Genomic DNA, 22,064 nt, shown 5'->3' with positions numbered 1-22,064 from the left:
GCTTGGTGACTGTGAGCCCCCGTCGCAATCGCCCTCGCCGGGACGAGAACGCCAACCTGGACGCCGACCGCGTCCGGCAGGGCGTCGCCTCGGTGCAGCAGTGGACCGACGGCGCCTGGCAGGTGCGCGGCATCGGCGCGGGCGCGTCGGTCAAGACGTACCGCTGTCCCGGCTGTGACCAGGAGATCCGACCCGGGGTGGCGCATCTGGTGGCCTGGCCGGCGGACGGCCTGGGTGACCTGACCGACCGGCGGCACTGGCACAGCGGCTGCTGGCGGGCCCGGGACCGGCGTGGCCCGGCGGTGCAGCGCGGCCGGGGCACCCCGCGGTACTGAGCGACTGCCCCGGGGCGCCCCGCGCCACGGCTGAGCGACCTGGATCACCCTGTTCGTGCCTGGGCGGGCGGCGGCGGCGACTTCGCGCCAGACTTGGGCGGTGAGCACAGCGATCCGCGCGTCGTCGATCCTGCCCGGCCGCCGGGAGGACATCGAGCTGCACACCGCCGATGGTCTGCGGCTGGTCGGCGAGTTGGCACTGCCGGCCGACCGGCCGCCGGTGGCCACCCTGGTCTGCCTGCACCCGCTGCCCACGCACGGCGGGATGATGGACAGCCACGTGTTCCGCAAGGCGGCCTGGCGGCTGCCCGCGCTGGCCGACCTGGCCGTGCTGCGGTTCAACACCCGGGGCACCAGCAGCATGCGCGGCACCAGCGAGGGTGCGTTCGACGGCGCGGTGGGGGAGCGGTACGACGTTGCCGCTGCCATCGAGTACGCGGAGTTCGCCGAGCTGCCCAACATCTGGCTCGTCGGTTGGTCGTTCGGCACCGACCTGGCGTTGAAGTACGGCTGCGACCCGGCGATCGCCGGTGCGATCCTGCTCTCCCCGCCGCTGCGCTTCTCGGCCCCGGAGGACCTGGCCACCTGGGCCGCCTCGGGTCGACCCTTGACGGCGCTGGTGCCGGAGTTCGACGACTATCTGCGCCCGACCGAGGCGCGGGAGCGGTTCGCGGCGGTGCCGCAGGCCGAGGTGGTCGGCGTCCCGGGGGCCAAGCACCTGTGGGTGGGCGACGCGGAGACGGTGCTCGACGAGATCGTCCGACGGGTCAACCCGGCCGTCGAGGTGCCGCTCCCGACGACCTGGGACGGCCCGATGGAGGCCGGCGACGTCAGCGCGTACGCCGACCGGACGGTGGCCTCGTTCGCGGACACGCCCGTGCCGCAGCCGGGCGACTGACCGGTCACCCTCTCTCCTGGCGGGGCAGCACCACCTCGCGCAGGATCAGTTGCAGCGCGGCCACCGTGGGGATGGCGATCAACGCACCCACCACGCCCAGCAGCGCCACCCCGAGCAGCGCGGCGAGCAGGGCGGCCACCTCGTTGACCTCCACCGAGCGCCGCATCACCTTCGGGTAGATCAGGTAGTTCTCCACCTGCTGGTAGATCAGGAAGAAGATCGCGCAGGCGATGCCGGTGGGCAGGTCGGACGCGAAGCCGACCAGGCTCACGATCACCGCGCCCAGGGTCGCGCCGATCTGCGGGATCAGGTCGGTCACCGCGACCACCACGGCCAGCGCGAACGGGTACGGCAGGTCGACGATCAACGCGAACACGAAGGTGGTCGCGCCGGCCAGCACCGCGATGCTCAGCGCCCCGACCATGTAGGCGCCGACCTTGGCCAGGATCTCGTCGCCGATCAGCTGCACCCGCTCCCGCCGCGACCGGGGCACCAGCGAGTAGCCCAGCGAGCGCAGCTTGTTGAAGTAGGCCAGGAAGTAGATCGTCAGCACCAGCACGGTCAGCGTCCGGAACACCGTGCCGAAGATCAGTTGAGCACCGCCGAGCACCCCGCCGAGGGCCCGCCCGACGGTCTGCGCGTTGGCGGCGCCCTGCACCCGTTCCACCACGTCGTACCGCTCCACCAGGTCGTTGACCGTCGGATTGCGGCGCAGCTCGTCGAGCAGGCTCGGGATCTGGTCGATGAACTGCCCGGACTGGGTGACGATCGGCGGGACCAGCGCGACCACGCCGCCGCAGAGCAGCAGCACCACGGTCAACGCGACCCCCGCCACCGCCAGGCCGTGCGGCACGCCCCAACGGCGTAGTCGGACCACCGCCGGGTTGAGACCGACCGCTAGGAAGAGCGCGATCACCACCAGCACCAGGATGCCGCCGGCATTGCGAATCCCCAGATAAAGGGTGTACGCCAGGAGCACGCCCAACGCACCGGTGAAGCCGATCAGGAAGCTGCTGCGACGCAGCGGGCGCCCCGGCGTGCCGAACTTCCCGGACGGGACGGCAGGCGGTTCGTCCGGGTCGATTCCCGGAGCGGGGACCGGCACCGGCGGTGGTGTGTCGACCGGTGCGGTTTCGGTCGACGGGGGACCGGGCGTCACGTCCGGATCGTCAGCCGACGGGTCGTGCTGTGGCACCAGGGACCTCCCGGCTCAGGCCGTCGGACGACCGGCGACAGCGACGAACGCCCGCCACGCGGCCGGCGCGAACATCAGCACCGGGCCGGTCGGGTCCTTGCTGTCCCGTACGCCCACGACCCCGGGCAGATTGTCCGCCACCTCGACGCACTCACCATTGCCGCTACGGGTGGACGTGCGCCAGCGTGCACCGGTCAGGTCCATGACGTCACAACTTCCTTCATCAGTTCGATCGACTGGCGGCGGGATAACGCACCGTTTCTGATCATCTCCCAACGCGCCAGCAGCGTAGCGACCTCATCGTCGCCATCGACCACGAGACCGTCAATCTGGTGCTCCATGTGCCCCACCCAACCGCCGTCGGCGCCTCGGGCCAGATTGAACGGTCCGGACAGACCGACGTGCAGCCCAGTGTCGGCCGGAACGATGTGCAGGCTGACGTGCGGTCGCTCCAGGCTGGCGACGAGGTGGACGAGCTGCTCGACCATCAACCCCCGGACCCCCTCGCCGGCGCGCCGCAGCACCAACTCGTCGACCACCGCGACGAACTGCGGAGGATCCGGCTGAACCAGGAGCGACTGTCGGTCCAGGCGTGCGTGGACCCGTCGTTCCACCTCGTCGTCGCTCAGCAGGTCGTCGCAGCGGATCACCGCGCGGGCGTAGTTCTCGGTCTGGAGCAGGCCGGGGATCAGCGTGGGTTGGAAGCAGCGCAGTTGCCGGGCGCTGCGCTCGGCGTCCAGCCAGGGCCGGAACCAGCTCGGCTGGCCGTCGCGCTCGGCGAGTTTGAGCAGGTAGACGAGCAGACCGCCGGTGGTCAGGACCTCGTCGGCGCGGGCCAGGAAGAGCCGGTCGAGCGGACGCTGGCCCAGCTCCAGCGCGGACACCATCGAGCCGGAGTAGTGCACCAGCCGACCGAAATCCTCCTGGCTCATCCCGGCGGTGGTCCGCAGCCGGCGCAGTTGCGCACGGATCATGTCGGCCGTCGGCGCGGCGTCGCCTTCCACAGTGCCTCCGCAGGTCGAGGGTCGTCTCCACCGGTCGACCCGGCGGGTCACGTCGTCACCGCAGTCACCCCACCGGACTCGCCGATGCCTTCCGACCGTAGCGGTGTCCTCAGCAGACTGTCACGTACCGGGTCGTCCCGGACCACTCCGGTTCACACCGCGCGGGCCTGCCGTTTCCACCTCGGCGCGACCGCGCCCTAGTCGAGGAGACAACCCCATGCCCACGTCTCGCCCCGCCGGCCGGTCGCTGCCCGTCACCGTCACCTCGGCGTCGCGGCCGTCCAGCGGCTGCACACCGCCGGGTTCCCACTCAGGTGGGAAGGCACGTACCCGGGTGTCGCGGTTGTCCACCGGCCGCACGCCGCCGGGTCCCCACTCGGGCGGCGGGGGACGCACCCCCGTGTCGGGGTTGCCCCAGCCGCGGCTCGGGCCGTACCCCCTGTTTCCCCGGCCCTGCGGCGCGCGGACGCCGCACACCCCGCTGCGACCCATGTGGTGCTGCCGGGCAGACGGCCAGCCGTGGCCCTGCGCGGACGCCCGGCTGCTGCTCAAGGCGGAGTTCGACACCGACCCGGCGGCGCTGACCATCTACCTCGCCGGGCTGTACCACGAGGCGGCGCACGACCTGTACCAGCTCAATCCCTACGACGGGCCGGCACCCCGTGAGTTGTACGAACGCTTCGTGGCGTGGGGCCCGTTCCGTCGCCCGATCATCGACCCACCACCCGACCACCAGCCCTGATCCACTCGCCTTTCATGAAATCGGGGTATCCGGGTTACCCGGACACCCCGATTTCACTGATGTCGTGTCGATCATGCGGCTCGCGACGCCGGCCGTCAGTCCTTCTCGATGGTGACCTTGCTGGGCTTGGCGCTGCGCTCGTCGGTGGTCGGCTTGCTGGGCCGCTTGCCGTTCTCACCGGTGCTGGTGATCTTGGTGGGCTTGGCGTCCCGGCCACCCACACCCGGAACGGCGGCCACTGTCGGCTCCCCGTCCACCCCGGCGCTGGCTGCGCCTCCGTCGACGGTGGTCACCGGCTCGGCCACCGGTCGGGTCGTGGACTGCCCGGCACCCTCGGCCCCGGCGTTCACCGGCTGCCGGGTGTCGGCGGGCTCGGTCTTGAGGCTGGTGGCCGCACCCGACCCTGGCGACGTGCCCGCGTCGGCGGTCGCCGCGCCCGAGACGGTCGCCGCGCCGGACACGGTCGCGCCGTCGTCACCGTCTTCGGCCGCGCTCCGGCTCGCACCGTCACCGGCGGCCGGCGCGGTCGGGCCGTCGATCGGCCCCGCGACGCTCTGCAACCGCAGCTCGGCCATCTGCCGCTGGAGCTCGTCGGACTCCTGCCGGGACTTCCACGTCTCCTGCCGAAGGTCAGCGAGCTGCTGCTGGGCCTGGGCGATCTCCAGCATCACCTGTGCGAGCTGCTGCCGGCCCGCCGCCGACTCCTGCTGGGTGGCCGCCAGGTGCTGCTGCGTGGTGGCCAGGTGCTGCTGGGTGGTGGCCGCGTACTCCTCGAACTGCCGGCGGGAGGCTGCGACATGCTCGTCTGCCTCGCGGCGCTTGTTGCCGGCCTCGGTCTCGGCCCGGCGCAGCAGCTCGGCGGCCTCCGCCTCGGACCGCTGGCGCAGCGCAGCCGCGTCCTGCTCGGCCGCCTGCCGGATCCCGGCCGCACCCTTCTCGATCTCGTTCTTGCGGGCCGTGTATTCGGTCTCCAGCTCGTTCTTGCGGCCGGAGTATTCGGCTTCCAGCTCGTCGTGGCGAGCGGTGAAGGTCGACTCCATCTCCTGCTGACGGCTGGTGAACCCGGTCTCCAGCTCCTGCTGGCGAGACTTGTACTGCTTTTCCAGCTCGTCGCGGCGCTTGGCGTACTCCTGCTCGGCCGTGGCCCGCCGCTGCGCCAGCTCCCGGTCGGCCGCCTCCCGCCGGGAGTTGACCTCCTGCTCCACCCCGGCGCGCCACGCGCCCAGCTCCTGCTGGGTCTGCGCCCGGGCGTGCTTGACGTACTCCTCGGTCTCGGCGCGCATCCGCTGCACGTACGCCTCGGTCTCGGCGCGGTTGCGCTTGGCCGACTCGGAGGCCTGCGTGGTCAGCCGCTCCGCCTCCTGCTGGGCCTTGGCGCGGGTGGCACGGCCAGCCATCGACGCGTCGTCGATGATCTGCTTGGCTTCCTGCTGCGCCTTGGCGTGGGTGGCCCGGCCGGCCTCGGTGGCGGTGTCGGTGAGCCGCTTGGCCTCCTGGAGGGCCTTGGCGTGCACCTCCTTGGCCGCTTCGCGCAGGTCGCTGGCCTCCTGCCGGGCGTTGGCCAGTGCCTCGCGAGCCGCCTCGCGCAGCTTGGTCGACTCCTGCTGGGCCCGGGTGTGGATCTCCTTGGCGGAGTCGCGTAGCTGGGTGGCCTCCTGCTGGGCCTTCGCCAGCGCGTCCTGCGCCGCCTTGCGTAGCTGTGCCGACTCGTCCTTGGCAGCCCGCAAGGTCGCGTCCGCCTCGGCCCGCTTGGCGGTGCTGTGCCGCTCCTCCTCCGCGCGGCGCGCGGCGAGGGCGATCTCGAAGTCCTTCAGAGCCCGCGAGGCCTGCTCGCGGGCCTCCTCGATGATGTGCTCGGCGGCGTTGCGGCGGGCCTCGATCTCCCCGTTGGCATCGGCCAGGATCTGCTCGGCCTGCTCCTCCGCGAGGGTGAGGATCGACTCGACCCGCGGACCGAGGTGCCGGAACGAGGCGCGGTCCACCACGTTCATCTGCTTGCGCACCTGACTCAGGTCGCGTTGCAGGACCTCGACCTGGCCGGCGAGCTTGTGGATCTGTGTGTACGCCTGTTCCCGTTCGGAGGCGAGGGTCGCGATCTCGTGCTCGGCACGCGCGACATACCGGTCGACCTGTTTCTTCTCGTACCCCCGCAGAGCGGACTCGAAGCTGGGCTCCGTCGTCACGTCCCCGCCGAGAGCGAACAGTTCCTCGCCGTGCGACATGCCCCCATCCTCACACGCAACGGGCCCTGCTGGGGCGATACGGACGGGCCTTGTGCGAGCTACTTCACTCCGTTGCGAGTGGGAGATTCCACGACCTGGGAAACGCACACGGCGCGAGGTGGCACCGGTCACCCGGTGTCACCTCGCGCCGTTCGATGCCCCGACCTGACGGCCTCGCGTCAGCCAGCGGACTCCGCGGGGACCCGGTCCTGACCGCCCTCGGTCTTTTTGGCCTCCGGCTTGGCCGCGGGAGCGGCAGCGGCCGGCATGCCCGGAACGATGCCGGCGAGCCCGGAGAGCATCTGACCCAGCTGCGACGTGACCGCGTCCTTCTGCCGGGTGAGGTCCTCGACCTCGCGGCGGGCGGCCTGCGTGGTCAGCTCCGCCTCGGTGCGGGCCTCGGTGAGCAGGCGCTGCGACTCGGCCTTGGCCTCGTTGAGCGTCTTCTCGGAGTGCGCCTTGGCCTTGTCGACCGTCTCGGCGGCGTTGCGCTCCGACTCGACCCGCCGGGCCTCGGCGCGCTGCTCGATCTCCTTGGCGCGCTCCTGCGCGGCCCGGGCACGCTGCTCGGCCTCGCTGACCAGCTTCTGGGTCTGCGCGACCTGGGCGGCGTGGCGCTCGGACTCCTCGCGCTCGGCCTTTTCCCGCCGCTCGGCGAGCTGGAGCTCCAGGGCCTGAAGGTCCTTGTCGCGCTTGTCCCGCGCGTCGGTCAGCAGCTTGGTCGCCTCGGCGCGCTTCTCCTCGGCCTCGCGGGCGGCCTTGGCTCGCTGCTGGGTGATCTCGCGCTCGGCGGTGGCGCGGAGGGTGGCCACCTCCCGCTCGACGGTCGACTTCAGCTCGGCCACCTCGTGCGCGGTGACGGTGCGAAGCTGCTTGGTCTCGCGGTCGGCGTCCGCGCGCAGCGTGTCGGCCTCGCGGCGGGCCTGCACCCGGACTTCGGCGGCCTCGCGCTCGGCGGCCGTACGCAGGTTGCCGGCCTCGCGCTCGGCGCTGGCCTTCATGGCCGCGGCCTCGGCACGGGCCTTGTCGGTGATCTCGCGAGCCTCGAGGCGGGCGGCGGAGAGGATGCCCTCCGACTCGCGCTTGGCCTCGTTGCGGTGGTCGTTGGCCTGCTCCTCGGCGAGCCGGAGGATCTGCTCGACCCGGGTGCCGAGCCCGGAGAGGGTGGGCCGGCTGTTCTCTTCGAGCTGCTTGTTCGTGTCGGTGAGCTTCTGCTCCAGCGCACTCATGCGCTGCTCGGCCTGGCGGAGCCGACGCTGGGCGTCGTTCATCCGCTGCTCGGCCTCGGCACGGGCCTGCTCGGACTGGGTCAGCGCGGCGGTCATCCGGCCGAGGAAGTCATCGACCTGGTGAGTGTTGTATCCGCGTAGGCCTACGGTGAAATCTGGCTGCGAGTTCGCGTTATCGAAGAACGCGAGAGGGGAGGACTGCTGCTGGGGCATTGGGACATACTGGCAGACGCCCCAGGGTGCTTCGCAAGAGCGGTGCGGAGCTTTCGTGCCCTCTTTACATGGTCAACTTCCGCGATCGGCGGAGCCGGACCAATCGGCGATCTTGGCAGGTCCCGGGCGGGACGGATGCCGTGCCACGTGATCCGGAAAAGGGCCCCGGGGTCACCCCGAGGCCCTTTGTTCGATCCGAGCAACCACGCGCTAATCGGGTTGGAAGAACAATGGCCGATCACCGCATTGGCCATCCACCGCTCGTCCGTCCGGCTGGTGTCCAGGTCAGTGCCCCGAACCGGCGTGCGCCGGTCAGTGCCCCCGGAACCGGCCGTGCGCCGGTCAGTGCCCCCGGAACCGGTTGATCGCGTCCTCGTGCTGGGCCCGCAGCTCCCCGTCGCGTACGCCCAGCCCGTCGGTGGGTGCCAGGCAGCGCACCCCGACCTTGCCCTGGTGGGCGTTGCGGTGCACCTCGTACGCGGCCTGACCGGTCTGCTCCAGCGGGTAGGTGCGGGACACCGTCGGGTGCACCTTGCCCAGCGCGACCAGGCGGTTGGCCTGCCACGCCTCGTGGTAGTTGGCGAAGTGGCTGCCGACGATCCGCTTGAGGTGCATCCACAGGTAGCGGTTGTCGTACTGGTGCAAAAAGCCGCTCGTGGATGCGCAGGTGACGATGGTCCCACCGCGCCGGGCCACGTAGACGCTGGCGCCGAACGTCTCCCGACCCGGGTGTTCGAAGACGATGTCCGGGTCCTCGCCGCCGGTCAGCTCGCGGATCCGCTCGCCGAAGCGCCGCCACTCGTTCGGGTCCTGGGTCTCCTCGTCCTGCCAGAAGCGGAAACCCTCCGCGGCCCGGTCGATGACCAGGTCCGCGCCCATCCGGCGGCACAGCTCGGCCTTCTCCGGCGAGGAGACGACGCAGACCGGGATCGCACCGCCGTTGAGCGCCATCTGGGTGGCGTAACCGCCGAGGCCACCGGAGGCGCCCCAGATCAGCACCACGTCGCCCTGCTTCATGTTGGCCCCGTGGTGCGAGACGAGCTGCCGGTACGCGGTGGAGTTGACAAGCCCTGGGCTGGCCGCCTCCTCCCAGCTCAGGTGTCGCGGCTTCGGCATCAGCTGGTTGGCCTTGACCACCGCCATCTCGGCCAGCCCGCCGAAGTTGGTCTCGAAGCCCCAGATCCGCTGCTGCGGGTCGAGCATGGTGTCGTCGTGCCCTGCCGCGTCCTCCAGCTCAACGGAGAGGCAGTGCGCGACCACCTCGTCGCCGGGTGCCCAACGGGTCACTCCGGGGCCGGTGCGTAGCACCACGCCCGCCGCGTCCGAGCCGACCACGTGGTACGGCAGGTCGTGCCGGCGGGTCAGCTCGGAGAGCCGGCCGTAGCGCTGGAGGAACTTGAAGGTGGACACCGGCTCGAAGATGCTGGTCCACACGGTGTTGTAGTTGATCGCGCTGGCCATCACCGCGATCAGTGCCTCGCCCGGCGCCAGCTCCGGCGTCGGCACCTCCTGCACGTGCAGCGCCTTGCGCGGGTCCTTGTCCCGGGTGGCCATGCCGTCGAACATCCGGGACTCCTCGGCGCGGACGACCACACCCCGGTAGCTCTCCGGTACGGGCAGCCCGGCGACGCCGGCGAGCTCGCGGTCCGGATCGTTCGATTCCTCCGCCGCCATGATCGCTTCGAGGATGTCCTGCACGGTGACCTCCGGTTCGTCCGCACCCGAATGGGCCGGGGTGCTGCCATCGTCGGCGCCGGTGGGGCACGACCACCATGTCGGCATTCGACACATCCGACCCCGGTCGCGCTCCTGTGGGGCGGACGTTACTGAACGGTAGCTAAAGCCGGAAGTCCTGTGTGAAAAACTGCATCCGCCGATGCGTGAAGCTGCCCGGCCACCCCGCCAACCGAGCACTGACGTGCGCCCCGGCGGGGCAACCCCGACCCCCGGGCCCCCAACGCCCACGCCGACAAGCGCAGGCCCCGTTGATCAAGAGCTTTCGGTCACCTGCGAGCCGCAGGATGACGCAAACCTCTTGATCAACGGGGCGGGACGGTGGGACGTGCGGGGGTGGGTGGGGGTGGGTGGTCAGTGGGGGGTGGGGGCCGGTTCTACGAGTTCCACCAGGACGCCGCCGGCGTCCTTCGGGTGTACGAAGTTGATGCGGCTGTCCGCGGTGCCGCGTCTCGGGGTCTCGAAGAGCAGCCGCATTCCCCGCTCGCGCAGTGCCGCGCAAGCCTTGTCGATGTCCACCACGGTGTACGCGACCTGCTGCACGCCCGGCCCGTTGCGGTCCAGGAACTTGGCGATCGTCGACTCCGGCGTCAGCGGGGCGAGCAACTGCACGCAGCCGCCCTCGGTGGTCGGACCAACGGACAGCATCGCTTCCCGTACGCCCTGCTCGGCGTTGGTCTCGACGTGTACGCAGCGCATCCCGAACGTCCGCTGGTAGAAGTCGATCGCGGCGTCCAGGTCGGCGACCGCGATCCCGACGTGGTCAATCTTGCGAAGCCCGATGTCCGTGACGTAGTCCTCACCGGGCTCGGCGGGGGAGTTCTCAGTCATGGCGTTAGTCTGGCCGAACAAGCGTTAAGGCGTACAGCTCGGCACCCCCCTCGAACAGCTCGGCACCCCCTTCGGAGGCAGGCATGGCTTCGGTGATCATCAGCGGCGCGCGGACCCCGATGGGGCGGCTGCTGGGCAACCTCAAGGACCTTCCGGCCACGAAGCTCGGCGGGATCGCCATCAAGGCGGCCCTGGAGCGGGCCGGCGTCAGCCCGGACCAGGTCCAGTACGTGATCATGGGGCAGGTGCTCCAGGCCGGCACCGGTCAGATCCCGGCGCGGCAGGCGGCGGTCGAGGCTGGCGTCCCGATGTCGGTGCCGGCGCTGACCATCAACAAGGTCTGCCTCTCCGGCCTGGACGCGATCGCCCTGGCCGATCAGCTGATCCGCGCCGGCGAGTTCGACATCGTGGTGGCCGGCGGCATGGAGTCGATGACCAACGCCCCGCACCTGCTGTTGGGCCAGCGCACCGGCTACAAGTACGGCGACGTGGTGGTCAAGGACCACATGGCGCACGACGGGCTCAGCGACGCCTGGGACTGCTGCTCGATGGGCGAGTCGACCGAGCGCCTCGGCGCCAGGCACGGCATCACCCGCGCCGAGCAGGACGCCTTCGCCGCCGCCAGCCACCAGCGGGCCGCCGCCGCGCAGAAGAACGGCCACTTCGCCGACGAGATCGCCCCGGTGGTGATCCCGCAGCGCAAGGGTGACCCGCTGGTCATCAGCGAGGACGAGGGCATCCGCCCGGACACCACCGTGGAGTCGCTGGCCAAGCTGCGCCCGGCCTTCGCCAAGGACGGCACCATCACCGCCGGCAGCTCGTCGCCGATCTCCGACGGCGCCGCCGCCGTGCTCGTGATGAGCAAGGCCAAGGCCATCGAGCTGGGGCTGACCTGGCTGGCCGAGATCGGTGCGCACGGCAACGTGGCAGGCCCGGACAACTCCCTGCACTCGCAGCCGTCCAACGCGATCAACCACGCTCTGAAGAAGGGCGGCCTGAGCGTCGCGGACCTGGACCTCATCGAGATCAACGAGGCGTTCGCCCAGGTCGGCGTGCAGTCCACTCGGGACCTCGGCATCAGCCCGGACAAGGTCAACGTCAACGGCGGCGCGATCGCGCTGGGGCACCCGATCGGCATGTCCGGCGCGCGTCTCGTCCTCACCCTCGCCCTGGAGCTGAAGCGGCGCGGTGGCGGCACCGGCGCGGCGGCCCTCTGCGGCGGCGGTGGCCAGGGCGACGCGCTGATCATCCACGTGCCGGGAAGCGCAGCGGCGGACCGGTGAGCGCGAGGAGCGAGCCGGTTCAGCGAGCCCCGCGGTCGCGAACGAAGACGGCACTGTGAGCGAGGCGGCTGAGCAGGCCCCGGCAGCGGGCACCACGTCGGTGCGCCGCAGCCGGGACGTACCGCAGCTGGTCGAGCGGGCCCGCGCGGGCGACCCCCGCGCGGTGGCCCGGTTGATCACACTGGTGGAGAACGGTGACCCGCTGCTGCCGGCGGTCGCCGCGGCGCTGGCGCCATACGCCGGGCAGGCCCAGGTGGTCGGTTTGACCGGCTCACCGGGGGTGGGCAAGTCGACCACCACGAACGAGCTGGTCCGCGCGCTGCGCGCACGCGGGCACCGGGTCGGCGTGCTGGCGGTGGACCCGTCCAGTCCGTTCACCGGCGGGGCGATCCTCGGCGACCGGGTGCGAATGCAGGACCACGCCACCGACCCGGGCGTCTACATCCGGTCCATGTCCAGCCGGGGGCATCTCGGCGGGTTGTCCGCGGCGACGCCGCAGGCGGTCCGGGTGCTGGAGGGCGCCGGCTGCGACGTGGTGCTGGTGGAGACCGTCGGCGTCGGGCAGGCCGAGGTCGAGGTGGCCTCGCTGGCCGACACCACGCTGGTGCTGCTCGCACCCGGGATGGGCGACGCGATCCAGGCGGTCAAGGCCGGCATCCTGGAGATCGCCGACGTCTTCGTGGTCAACAAGGCCGACCGCGACGGTGTCGACGCCACCGTCCGCGACATCCAGGGCATGATCGCGCTCGGTGAGCGCGGCCCCGGGCAGTGGCGGCCGCAGGTGGTCCGCGCGGTCGCCTCGCGGGGCGAGGGCATCGACGAGATCGCCGCCGCCATCGACAAGCACCGGGGTTGGCTGGTCGAGCACGGCGAGCTGCGCCGCCGCCAGGAGGCGCGGGCCGCCGCCGAGGTCGAGGCCATCGCGCTCGGCATCCTCCGGGCCCGGATCGGCTCACTACGCGACGGTACGGAGTTGGCCACGCTCGCCACCAAGGTGGCCGAGGGTGCGATCGACCCGTACACGGCGGCCGACGAGTTGCTCGCCCAGCTCGCCCGCTGAACCGCCCGCTCGTTGCGTCGCCGTCTCGCGCGGTCTGCTGAGCCGGAACGACCCGACGGGCCCGCCTCGGCGGCGTCCGGCGAGGTGCTGGCAGTCAGGTGCGTGTGAGGGCGTCCCGTTCACACCGGGTGAGCAGCCACGGAAGGTGCGGGACGCCCATCCGCCCGCCGCCGAGCGCGGTGAGGACCAGCGTGATGTCGCCGACGCGCATCACCACCCGGTTGCCGCTGGCGTAAGCCTCGTCGCCGATGCCCGGCAGCGGGGTGGCGACGCCGCGCGCGTTGGCCCGCCACGCGATCTGTCCCGCCGTACCGCCCGCCCACGCGGCCCGCAGCACAGTGGTGTCGTCGAGCTCGGAGCGGAAGTCGACGCGCTGCGGTCGGCGTTCCACGCGTACGGGTTGACCGACGAGCCGCGCGACGTCCTCGACGGACACCGGAAGCGGCCCGGCCCGCACATCACGCACCTCGCCGAAGACGTCGGTGACCGACGGGCCGGTCAGTTCGCTGTCGGGTCCGGCCGGCGGCCGGGGGTCGTGCACCCGGATCCGGCGATAACCGCCGCGGTAGGACGACCAGAGGTTGCGCCGGACACCGGCGCCGAGGTCGAGGACGTCGCTGGCGTGCCGGGTCACGCCCAGCGCGGCGCCGTACGCGAGGTAGCGGTCCCAGATCGCCACCGCCGACGGCGGCAGCTCGGCGAACTGCTCGTGGTTTCGCAGCCAGGCCCGCACCCCGAGCCAGCGGGCGGTGGCTTCCGACCCGGCCGGAGTGGCTCGCTCGCCGATGTGCTGCACCAGGCCCGCGAGCACAGCGGCGACGGTGAGGGAGACGAGGAACGTCCAGCGGAGGTGGGTGCGGTGCACAGCCACGAGGCCGCAGACCACGCCGACCGCGAGTGCCCCGAGGTACAGCGCGGTCATCATCGACCGCCCGAATCGGCGTTGCGACAGCCCGGCCGCGCGGGCGTCGGCGACCACGGCCGCGTGCAGCCGGCTGTTCCAGGTTTTGGACTCGTTGTCGTCCCGGAAGGCCAATGCCGTCAACGGCACCACACCGTCGACGGCGAGCTCGCGAACCCTCGCCAGCACCTGCCGTTCGTACGGCCGTAGGCCGCCCTCGTCGGGATGCTCCCCGGCGAGATGGATGGTGGTCCCATAGGGATCGGCTTCCGGCTGTCGCAGCTCGACGTAGCCGGCCGCGGCCAGGTCGAGCAGTGTCGACCCCGCTGCGCCCGCGTTCGTCGACCCGCTGTTGACCAGCAAGCCCGCCACGGCGGGCGGCTCCGGGCCGAGATCCATGGTGGCCGGTAGGGCGGCAGGCGACACTGGGCGGGTGGCGACCCGGCAAGCCGCGTACGCGAGGAGCCAGAGCCCGAGACCGGCACCGGCGAGGAGGAGGTCGGGCACGGCCTAGAAACCGACCGCGATCACGGCACGCTCGGAGTCGGCCACGGCGAACAACTCACGCCGGTGGAAGCCGAGCATGCCGGCGACCAGGTTCGTGGGGAAGCTCTCGATCGCCGTGTTGTACTGCTGGACGGCGTACGTCATGAACTGCCGCGAGTAGGCGATCTTGTCCTCGGTGCTGGCCACCTCGCTCTGCATCACCGCGAAGTTCTCGCTCGCCCGCAGCTGCGGATACGCCTCGGCGAGTGCGACGAGACGACCCAGCGCCTGGCTCAGCGCGTTCTCGGCGTCGGCCCGCCCCGCGTCGCCGCCACTGTGCGCGACCGCCACGCCGCGTGCCGCCACCACGGCGTTCAGGGTGCCGCGCTCGTGCGACGCGTATCCCTTGACGGTCTCGACGAGGTTCGGGACCAGGTCGTGCCGTCGCTTGAGCTGCACGTCGATCTGGGACCAGGACGCATCGACCTGGTTGCGCATGCGGACCAGCTTGTTGTAGACCCGGATCAGCCACACCGCGACCAGCAGGACCACCGCCGCGCCCACGAGGCCGGCGGCAAGGATCGATGTCATCTGGGCAAGATAGCGAACGGGGCGTGCCGCACCGACCGGGCGTCCACAGCGGACCTCGCCCTAGTACGCTCGCACGGCCCCACGCCGCCGGCGCGGGGCCGGTGCGACGGGTGGGAGAGCATGGCTGACGACGCGACCCAGGAGCTGTCGGTGACCCCGGACGCGGTGGCGGGCGGGAGCACGCACGTTTCCGACGAGGTGGTGGAGAAGATCGCGGCGGCCGCCGCCCGAGCGGTGCCCGGGGTGGGCGAGTTGGGCGGCGACGTGGCCCGGTTCTTCAACGCGGTGCTCGACAAGGTCGGGCTCGACCAGGTCGGCGACGCCCGGCGCGGCTGCTCGGCGCACGTCACCAACGGTGCGGCGGTGATCAACCTGGTCATCGTGATCGAGGGTGGCCGTCCGGTGCCGGAGGTGACCGACGCGGTCCGCGCGAAGGTGACCGAGGCGGTCGAGGCGTACGGGCTGCGGGTTGACGAGATCAACATCAGGGTCGACGACGTGGAGCTGGGTTCCCCGACCTCCGTCGCCTGACCCCGGGGCCGGCGTCGGTCGCCGACCGGCACCGGTTACCGACCGGTACAAACATCCTTAGCGATCGTTCAGGCGCGCGTTCTACACTCGGTTCTGATACGAGGACCCGAGGAGGAACTCCGCGCATGAACGCCGACGAGATCGCTGCCGGACGGGCACGCTGGCAGGCCCGGTACGACGCCGCGCGCAAGCGGGACGCGGACTTCACCACGCTCTCGGGCATGACGGTGGACCCGGTGTACGGGCCGCCGGAGGGCACCGCCTATCCCGGCTTCGAACGGATCGGCTGGCCGGGCGAATATCCGTACACCCGGGGTCTGTATCCGACCGGATACCGCGGACGGACCTGGACGATCCGGCAGTTCGCCGGCTTCGGCAACGCCCAGCAGACCAACGAGCGTTACAAGATGATCCTCGGCGCCGGCGGTGGCGGCCTCTCGGTCGCGTTCGACATGCCGACGCTGATGGGCCGCGACTCGGACGACCCGCAGGCGCTCGGCGAGGTCGGCCACTGCGGCGTCGCCATCGACACCGCCACCGACATGCAGGCGCTCTTCGACGGCATCGACCTGGCCGACGTCACCACCTCGATGACCATCTCCGGCCCGGCCGTGCCGGTGTTCTGCATGTACCTGGTCGCCGCCGAGCGGCAGGGCGCCGACCTGTCCAAGCTGGACGGCACGCTGCAGACCGACATCTTCAAGGAGTACATCGCGCAGAAGGAGTGGCTCTTCGACCCGGAGCCGCACCTGCGCCTGATCGGCGACCTGATGGAATACTGCGCCGCCGAGATCCCGCGCTACAAGCCGCTGTCGGTCTCCGGCTACCACATCCGTGAGGCCGGCTCGACCGCCGCGCAGGAGCTGGCGTACACCCTGGCCGACGGCTTCGGCTACGTGGAGCTGGGTCTCTCGCGCGGGCTGGACGTGAACGTGTTCGCGCCGGGGCTGAGCTTCTTCTTCGACTCGCACCTCGACTTCTTCGAAGAGATCGCCAAGTTCCGGGCCGCCCGCCGGATCTGGGCCCGCTGGCTGCGCGACGTCTACGGCGCGACCAGCGAGAAGGCCCTCTGGCTGCGGTTCCACACGCAGACCGCCGGTGTGTCGCTGACCGCGCAGCAGCCGGTCAACAACGTCGTACGCACCGCCGTCGAGGCCCTCGCGGCGGTGCTCGGCGGCACCAACTCGTTGCACACCAACGCGCTGGACGAGACCCTGGCGCTGCCCACCGACGAGTCCGCCGAGATCGCCCTGCGTACGCAGCAGGTGCTGATGGAGGAGACCGGGGTGGTCAACGTGGCCGACCCGCTCGGCGGCTCCTGGTACGTCGAGGCGCTGACCGACAAGATCGAGGCCGAGGCGGAGGAGATCTTCGCCCGGATCCGGCAGCTCGGCGGGGAGGGGCCGCACCAGATCGGCCCGATGACCTCGGGCATCCTGCGCGGCATCGAGGACGGCTGGTTCACCGGGCACATCGCCGAGTCGGCCTTCGTCTACCAGCAGGCCCTCGAAAAGGGCGACAAGAAGATCGTCGGGGTCAACTGCCACACCGGTACGGTCGCCAAGGAGCTGGAGATCCTGCGCATCTCGCACGAGGTGGAGCTGGAGCAGCGCCGGGTGCTCGCCGAGCGCAAGGGCGCCCGGGACGAGTCGGCGGTCCGCGCGGCGGTGGCCCGGATGGTCGACGCCAGCCGCACCGACGAGAACATGATCCCCGCCATGCTCGACGCGGTCCGCGCCGAAGCGACCCTGGGGGAGATCTGCGACGCGCTCCGCGCCGAATGGGGCACCTACCGCGAACCCGCCCGCTTCTGACCCATACCACCACCCCCGTCGATCACGCGTCCGCCGCCCGCGTCCGGGCGGCAGAAATGCCCGATCGCCGGGGGTGGGGGTGGGGCGTGAGAGTTGCAACGTCGGGGTTGCGGGTGAGCTGAGATCGGGGGCTCACGTGCGAGACTAGGTAACCATGAGCGACCCACGGATCACCTCGTCGATCTTCACCCGCGGCGCGGTCGACCTCAGCACGCTGCGTGGCCCCGCACCAGCAAGTCCCCGCCCCGGCACGCCCCCGCAGGGCGGCCCGTCCAACGGCGCCCCGGGCGCGCCCACCGCAGGCGGTAACACCGCCATCGTGGACGTCACCGAGGCGACAATCCAGTCTGACGTGCTCGAACGGTCGATGGCCATGCCCGTCGTCGTGTTCTTCGGCGCCGCCGGCTTCCCGGAGAGCGACGAGTTCGCCCCGGTGCTCGAACGGCTGAACGCCGAGGGCGACGGCACCTGGGTGCTGGCACGGGTCGACGTGCAGGAAAATCCGCGCATCGCCCAGATGTTCCGGGTCCAGGGCATCCCCATGGTCTACGCGGTCGTCGGCGGGCAGCCCGTCGACGCCTTCTCCGGGGTGGTGCCCGAGGCGCAGCTTCGGCAGTGGCTGCAGGCCGTGCTCAAGGCCGGCGGCGTGGCCGTGGCCGAGCCGGAGGACCCCCGCCTCGACGAGGCGGACGACGCGCTGATGAGCGGCGATCTGGACGCCGCCGAGCAGGCGTACAAGAAGATCCTGGCCGACGCGCCCGCGGACGCCGCGGCCACCGCGGGGCTGGCCCAGGTCGGGGTGGCCCGTCGAGTGGCCGGCGCAGATCCCACCACCGCGCTGGCCGCCGCCGAGAGCGCCCCCGACGACGTGGCCGCCCAGCTGCTGGCCGCCGACATCGAGGTGCTCAGCGGCCTGGCCGAGCAGGCGTACGCCCGGCTCGTCGGTCTGGTCCGGCGCACCGCCGGCGACGACCGCGAGACCGTCCGCCAGCACCTGGTCTCGCTCTTCTCCATCGCCGGCCCGGACGATCCGGCGGTCGCCTCGGCACGCCGGGCCCTGGCCAGCGCCCTGTTCTGAGTTCGTAGCACGCCAGCGCGGGCCGGCGTTCCGGCCGGCCCGCCCGACCACCGAGGACGGGAGCTCATGATGCGCCGGATCGCCGTCCTCGACGCGCCGACAAACCTTGGCCTGCGGCCACCGACGTCCACGTCGGTCCCCGGTTGCGGCAAGGCACCCGGCGCGCTGCGCGACCACGACCTGCTGGCCCGGCTGCGCGCCCGCGACGCCGGCTGCATCACCCCACCCCGGTACGACCCGGGCGACTGGCGGCCCGGTGACGGCGTGTGCCACGCCCGGGAGATCGCCGACTACTCGCTGGCGCTCGCCGAACGGATCGGCTCGATCATCGACCGGGGGGAGTTCCCGGTGGTGCTGGGCGGCGACTGCTCGGTGCTGCTCGGCTCGGCGCTGGCCATGCACCGCCTCGGTGAGGCCGTCGGCGGGCGGATCGGGCTGGTCTTCGTCGACGGGCACTCCGACTTCCGGCACCCCGGCAACGCCTCCTACGTCGGCGCGGCCGCCGGTGAGGACCTTGCCCTCGTCACCGGCCGTGGGCAGGCCGACCTGGCCGCCCTGGAGGGCCGCCGGCCCTACTTCCGCGACATCGACGTGGTGGTCCTCGGCATCCGCGCGCAGGACGAATACCGGCTCGACCTCCAGGCCGCCGGCATCACCACCCGGCCGGTCCCCGCACTGCGCGCCGAAGGTGCCGCCCGTACGGCCCAGTGGGCGCACGAGCAGCTCGCCGACTGCGCGGGCTACTGGGTGCACATCGACGTGGACGTGCTCGACCCCGCGGTGATGCCTGCCGTGGACGCTCCCGACCCGGGTGGCATCGCCTTCGCCGAGCTGGAGATCCTGCTCGCCGGCCTGGTCGACACCCCGCACTGCCTCGGCGTGGAGCTGACCGTCTTCGACCCCGACTACGACCCGGACGGCTCGTACGCTGCCGAGATCGTCAACACCGTGGTCGCCGGCCTGGCCCCGGTCAGCGCACCGGAAGCGGTGCCGCCCCGACTGCTCTCGGCCCGGCCGACCCCCGGCCCCCGGCGCGGCAACGGCCGGACCCCGGCCGCCACCGAACGACCCGACCGTTCCCAGCGGCTCGACGGGCTGGATCGTGCCGAGCAGCTCGATGGGCTCGTTCGTGGTGCGCGGCCTGACGGGCGGGAGCGGGGCGAGCGGTTCGATGAGCTCGTTGCTGCCGAACGGCTCGATGCGATGCCGAGCGCGATGGACGGCGAGGAGTCGTCCGCCGACGTTCCCCCGTGGGACCCGTCCGTGGACGCCAGGTCGCTCGCGGAGGCCGGATCCTCCGATACCGGGTCTGTCAGCGACGCACCCGAGGGCCTCGGGTCTGCCGGCGTTGGTTCTTCCGACGGCCGTTTCCTCATGGGCGCAACGCCGCACGACACCGCGGCCGAGACGGAACCAGCCGTCACCAACGGTCAGGCCCGCTCCGAGCAGTCGGGCGTCGCAGCGGACATCGCCGCCATGCTCGAGCCGGAGCTGGTCGAGCGGGCGCTGGTTGAGCGGGAGCCGGTCGAGCCGGAGCCGGTCGGCCCGCCCGCGTCGGCCGGCCCAGGCCTGCTGCGGCGACCTTCCTCACCGGCCCAGGACCCCTCGGACCACCACAAAGCCGACACGGTCTGACCCGTCTGGCGGCCCACCGGGCCGTGATCGACTCGGTTTCACGGAAGTCCGGGTATCCAGGTGGCTCCGACACCGCATTTTACGTGAAACCGAGTCGATCAACGCCTGCGCGGTGCGGCGGGCCGCTCGCCGCGGGGTGCGCTTGTCGCGCGGGTGTCAGGACGGTGGGAGGGCGCGGAGGAAGCGCTCGGCGATCGGGACGGCCGAGGCAGTGCTGGCCCCGCCCTTCTCCACGAACACGGCGAACGCCACGTCGCCCCGCCAACCCACGAACCAGGCATGGGTGTGGGCCGGGTTGTCGTCGTACTCGGCGGTGCCGGTCTTGCCGTACACCTCGCCCGGCACATCCTTGAGCGCGCTGCCGGTGCCGCTGGTGACCACCTCGCGCATCATCGAACGCAGCGCCGCGACCGATTCCGGCTTGAGCTGCTCACCCGCCGCGGCTGGCTTGGCCGGCGCCGGGTCGAGCAGCAGCTTCGGCTGCTCGAACCGGCCTCGGGCGACGGCGGCGGTGGCGCCGGCCATGGCCAGCGGGCTGACCAGGGTGGTGCCCTGCCCGAACGAAGCCGCGGCCTGCTCAGCCAGGCTGCCGCCCGTCGACACCTTGCCGGTGAAGGCGTCGGTGCCGAGGTCCCATTGACCCTCCAGGCCCAACGCGCGGCCGGCAGCGGCCAGCCCGTCACCGCCGAGCTTCGGGGCCAGCGAGGCGAACGCGGTGTTGCAGGACTTGGCGAAGTCGGTGCGGAACGGCACCGAGCCCAGCTCGAAGTTGTCGGAGTTCTTGAAGGACCGACCGTCGACGGTGAAGGTCTTCGGGCAGGCCACTGGCCCGTCCAGAGTGACAGCGCCCCGGTCCAGCAGGCCCAGCGTGCTGACCACCTTGAACGTGGAGCCCGGCGGCACCTGGGCGGTGAAGGCCAGGTTTTCCCCGGCCGGCCCGGGGCCGTTCGCCGCGGCAAGCACCGCGCCATCGCTGATCCGGAGTGCCACCAGGGCGGAGCGGCGGGACTCGGCGCGCAGCGCCCCGTCGGCCGCGTTCTGGGCGGCGACGTCCAGCGTGGTCTTCAGCGTCTGGCCCGGCTGCGGCTCCCGACGGAACAGCTCCGTGCCGGTGGACTCCAGTTTGCCGCCCTCGGCCGGCCGCTCGACCACCACGGTCAGCCCGGGCGCGCCGCGCAGCCGTTCGTCGTAGCGGCCCTGCAACCCGCCGTGCCCGACCAGGTCACCGGCGACGTACCGGTCCGGGTGTGCGGTGAGGTCGTCCGCCTGCGCCGGGTCGACAGTGCCGAGCACCGCCCGGGCGAACTCCCGGGTCGGCGCCAGGTCGACCTTGGCGGAGATGAACTTGGTGCCGTCCAGGTCGTAGATCCGGGGCTTGATCTGGAGGTACGCCTCCTCGCGCAGCGACACCACCTCGACGAAGGCACCCGGCTCGGCCTCGGCGACCCGCTCGGGCAGGTCGGCCAGGTCGACGGCGGGCACCAGCGCCGGACGGATCGCCTTGAACGCCCCGTCGAGGTCCTTGACCAGCTTCTTGATGTCGGTGACCCCGTCGGGCTGCACGCCCACCCGGACCACCGGGCGCGGGGTCACGAGCGGTTGCCCGGCGGCGTCCAACACCGCGGCCCGGGCACCGGCGTCGCGGCGCAGCGCCAACCGGTCACCCTTGGTGAGCTGCTCGTGCACCACCCGTGGCTCCCAGATCACCTGCCACTGGTCGTCATCGCCGTGGGCGAGGCGTAACTCCCGGTCGTACGCCCAGCGGGCCTGACCGGGCAGGTTCCACTCCACCTGGACCGTCGCGGTCGCGATGTCCTTCGTGACCTTGGGCTCGCCGCGCCGCTTCAGCGTGGGCGGGGTGGCCGCCAGCTCACCGGAGAGCTCCTTGATCTCGCGAGTCACCTCGGTCGACGGCAGCTTGTTGCCGGTCGGGTCGATCAGACCGACCGCCTGGAGATCACCGCTGCGCCAACCGCTGAGGAAGGCGTCGACGCTGCTCTGCGGCCCGTCGTCACCCGAGCAGCCGGCGAGAACGCCGGCCGTGAGCAGCGCCGTGGTGAGGGCGGCGGTCAGGCGGCGGGCGTGGTTCGGCCGGTGGGGCCGGGGGTACGACAAGGGCATGGAGCTGGTCCTTCCGATCTCAGACTGCCCTCGCACGGTAGTACGCCGACGCCGTCCCCAACGTCCCCCGACCGCGCGAGCGCGGGTAAAGACGGGCCGCGCCCGTGTGATGAACATCGCGTGGCGGGGTATCCCGCAGCCGGCCAACCTCGGACCCGCAA

At 71.7% G+C, this 22,064-nt stretch carries 18 protein-coding genes and 1 pseudogene; 9 read left to right on the top strand and 10 right to left on the bottom strand.

Going from position 1 to position 22,064, the window contains the following annotated elements; translation table 11 throughout:
• The first annotated feature begins 11 nt into the window (after positions 1 to 11).
• Together HNR22_RS13815 and HNR22_RS13810 are read left to right on the top strand one after the other, a co-directional pair.
• Entirely contained in the window at positions 12 to 335 is a 324-nt protein-coding gene (locus tag HNR22_RS13815) for a hypothetical protein (RefSeq protein ID WP_244236068.1), read from the top strand.
• A gap of 100 nt (positions 336 to 435) precedes the next feature.
• Entirely contained in the window at positions 436 to 1,233 is a 798-nt protein-coding gene (locus HNR22_RS13810; RefSeq protein WP_179780722.1) for an alpha/beta hydrolase, read from the top strand.
• Positions 1,234 to 1,237: 4 nt separating this feature from the next.
• On the opposite strand, the gene HNR22_RS13805 is transcribed toward HNR22_RS13810, so the two are convergent.
• The 3 genes from HNR22_RS13805 to HNR22_RS13795 form a co-directional block, all read right to left on the bottom strand.
• Positions 1,238 to 2,317: an AI-2E family transporter gene (locus HNR22_RS13805; RefSeq protein ID WP_179783547.1), complete on the bottom strand. Its 1,080-nt coding sequence runs from the start codon at positions 2,315 to 2,317 to the stop codon at positions 1,238 to 1,240.
• Positions 2,318 to 2,443: 126 nt separating this feature from the next.
• Positions 2,444 to 2,632, bottom strand: coding sequence for a DUF397 domain-containing protein (locus tag HNR22_RS13800; protein ID WP_179780721.1), 189 nt, complete (start codon positions 2,630 to 2,632; stop codon positions 2,444 to 2,446).
• Positions 2,623 to 3,402, bottom strand: a complete 780-nt coding sequence (locus HNR22_RS13795) for a helix-turn-helix domain-containing protein (RefSeq protein WP_179783546.1) — start codon at positions 3,400 to 3,402, stop codon at positions 2,623 to 2,625. The genes HNR22_RS13800 and HNR22_RS13795 overlap by 10 nt, the downstream gene beginning before the upstream one ends.
• A gap of 430 nt (positions 3,403 to 3,832) precedes the next feature.
• Here HNR22_RS13795 and HNR22_RS13790 point away from each other — a divergent pair, with 430 nt between their 5' ends.
• A complete protein-coding gene (locus HNR22_RS13790) occupies positions 3,833 to 4,174 on the top strand; it encodes a hypothetical protein (protein WP_179780720.1) in 342 nt (113 codons plus the stop codon).
• A gap of 95 nt (positions 4,175 to 4,269) precedes the next feature.
• On the opposite strand, the gene HNR22_RS13785 is transcribed toward HNR22_RS13790, so the two are convergent.
• From HNR22_RS13785 to mce, 4 genes are all read right to left on the bottom strand, one after another.
• Entirely contained in the window at positions 4,270 to 6,396 is a 2,127-nt protein-coding gene (locus HNR22_RS13785; protein ID WP_179780719.1) for a hypothetical protein, read from the bottom strand.
• Between the two features lie 179 nt (positions 6,397 to 6,575).
• Positions 6,576 to 7,838: a DivIVA domain-containing protein gene (locus tag HNR22_RS13780; protein WP_179780718.1), complete on the bottom strand. Its 1,263-nt coding sequence runs from the start codon at positions 7,836 to 7,838 to the stop codon at positions 6,576 to 6,578.
• Positions 7,839 to 8,180: 342 nt separating this feature from the next.
• On the bottom strand, positions 8,181 to 9,536 hold the full coding sequence (ccrA, locus tag HNR22_RS13775) for a crotonyl-CoA carboxylase/reductase (protein ID WP_179783545.1): 1,356 nt from the start codon (positions 9,534 to 9,536) through the stop codon (positions 8,181 to 8,183).
• Positions 9,537 to 9,926: 390 nt separating this feature from the next.
• Positions 9,927 to 10,403 (bottom strand): methylmalonyl-CoA epimerase, encoded by a 477-nt coding sequence (gene mce / locus HNR22_RS13770; protein ID WP_179780717.1) that lies wholly within the window; start codon positions 10,401 to 10,403, stop codon positions 9,927 to 9,929.
• 83 nt (positions 10,404 to 10,486) lie between these two features.
• Here mce and HNR22_RS13765 point away from each other — a divergent pair, with 83 nt between their 5' ends.
• Together HNR22_RS13765 and meaB are read left to right on the top strand one after the other, a co-directional pair.
• Positions 10,487 to 11,686 (top strand): acetyl-CoA C-acetyltransferase, encoded by a 1,200-nt coding sequence (locus tag HNR22_RS13765; RefSeq protein WP_179780716.1) that lies wholly within the window; start codon positions 10,487 to 10,489, stop codon positions 11,684 to 11,686.
• A 55-nt stretch (positions 11,687 to 11,741) separates the two neighbouring features.
• A complete protein-coding gene (gene meaB, locus HNR22_RS13760; protein ID WP_179780715.1) occupies positions 11,742 to 12,746 on the top strand; it encodes a methylmalonyl Co-A mutase-associated GTPase MeaB in 1,005 nt (334 codons plus the stop codon).
• Between the two features lie 94 nt (positions 12,747 to 12,840).
• On the opposite strand, the gene HNR22_RS13755 is transcribed toward meaB, so the two are convergent.
• Complete coding sequence (locus tag HNR22_RS13755) at positions 12,841 to 14,154, bottom strand: DUF2207 family protein (protein WP_179780714.1); 1,314 nt, start codon at positions 14,152 to 14,154, stop codon at positions 12,841 to 12,843.
• 3 nt (positions 14,155 to 14,157) lie between these two features.
• Entirely contained in the window at positions 14,158 to 14,724 is a 567-nt protein-coding gene (locus HNR22_RS13750; protein WP_179780713.1) for a LemA family protein, read from the bottom strand.
• A 120-nt stretch (positions 14,725 to 14,844) separates the two neighbouring features.
• Here HNR22_RS13750 and HNR22_RS13745 point away from each other — a divergent pair, with 120 nt between their 5' ends.
• From HNR22_RS13745 to HNR22_RS31370, 4 genes and pseudogenes are all read left to right on the top strand, one after another.
• Positions 14,845 to 15,255: an Asp23/Gls24 family envelope stress response protein gene (locus HNR22_RS13745; protein ID WP_179780712.1), complete on the top strand. Its 411-nt coding sequence runs from the start codon at positions 14,845 to 14,847 to the stop codon at positions 15,253 to 15,255.
• 125 nt (positions 15,256 to 15,380) lie between these two features.
• Positions 15,381 to 17,069 (top strand): coenzyme B12-dependent isobutyryl-CoA mutase large subunit, encoded by a 1,689-nt coding sequence (icmA, locus tag HNR22_RS13740; protein WP_179780711.1) that lies wholly within the window; start codon positions 15,381 to 15,383, stop codon positions 17,067 to 17,069.
• 154 nt (positions 17,070 to 17,223) lie between these two features.
• Positions 17,224 to 18,147, top strand: coding sequence for a tetratricopeptide repeat protein (locus HNR22_RS13735; protein WP_179780710.1), 924 nt, complete (start codon positions 17,224 to 17,226; stop codon positions 18,145 to 18,147).
• Between the two features lie 66 nt (positions 18,148 to 18,213).
• Positions 18,214 to 19,195 (top strand): annotated as a pseudogene (locus HNR22_RS31370) (arginase family protein); the annotation flags it as partial.
• A gap of 743 nt (positions 19,196 to 19,938) precedes the next feature.
• On the opposite strand, the gene HNR22_RS13725 reads toward HNR22_RS31370, so the two are convergent.
• A complete protein-coding gene (locus HNR22_RS13725) occupies positions 19,939 to 21,903 on the bottom strand; it encodes a penicillin-binding transpeptidase domain-containing protein (RefSeq protein ID WP_179780708.1) in 1,965 nt (654 codons plus the stop codon).
• Positions 21,904 to 22,064: the final 161 nt, after the last annotated feature.

The organism is Micromonospora jinlongensis (assembly GCF_013410645.1).
Classification (GTDB): domain Bacteria; phylum Actinomycetota; class Actinomycetes; order Mycobacteriales; family Micromonosporaceae; genus Micromonospora; species Micromonospora zamorensis.
This window is presented reverse-complemented; position numbering and strand designations above follow the sequence as displayed.

Bases quoted from the DNA above. Each gene is read 5' to 3' on its own strand.
- HNR22_RS13800 (WP_179780721.1), bottom strand. From the start codon at position 2,632: ATGGACCTGACCGGTGCACGCTGGCGCACGTCCACCCGTAGCGGCAAT.
- HNR22_RS13795 (WP_179783546.1), bottom strand. From the start codon at position 3,402: ATGATCCGTGCGCAACTGCGCCGGCTGCGGACCACCGCCGGGATGAGC.
- HNR22_RS13785 (WP_179780719.1), bottom strand. From the start codon at position 6,396: ATGTCGCACGGCGAGGAACTGTTCGCTCTCGGCGGGGACGTGACGACG.
- HNR22_RS13780 (WP_179780718.1), bottom strand. From the start codon at position 7,838: ATGCCCCAGCAGCAGTCCTCCCCTCTCGCGTTCTTCGATAACGCGAAC.
- mce (WP_179780717.1), bottom strand. From the start codon at position 10,403: ATGACTGAGAACTCCCCCGCCGAGCCCGGTGAGGACTACGTCACGGAC.
- HNR22_RS13765 (WP_179780716.1), top strand. From the start codon at position 10,487: ATGGCTTCGGTGATCATCAGCGGCGCGCGGACCCCGATGGGGCGGCTG.
- HNR22_RS13750 (WP_179780713.1), bottom strand. From the start codon at position 14,724: ATGACATCGATCCTTGCCGCCGGCCTCGTGGGCGCGGCGGTGGTCCTG.
- HNR22_RS13745 (WP_179780712.1), top strand. From the start codon at position 14,845: ATGGCTGACGACGCGACCCAGGAGCTGTCGGTGACCCCGGACGCGGTG.
- icmA (WP_179780711.1), top strand. From the start codon at position 15,381: ATGAACGCCGACGAGATCGCTGCCGGACGGGCACGCTGGCAGGCCCGG.
- HNR22_RS13735 (WP_179780710.1), top strand. From the start codon at position 17,224: ATGAGCGACCCACGGATCACCTCGTCGATCTTCACCCGCGGCGCGGTC.
- HNR22_RS13725 (WP_179780708.1), bottom strand. From the start codon at position 21,903: ATGCCCTTGTCGTACCCCCGGCCCCACCGGCCGAACCACGCCCGCCGC.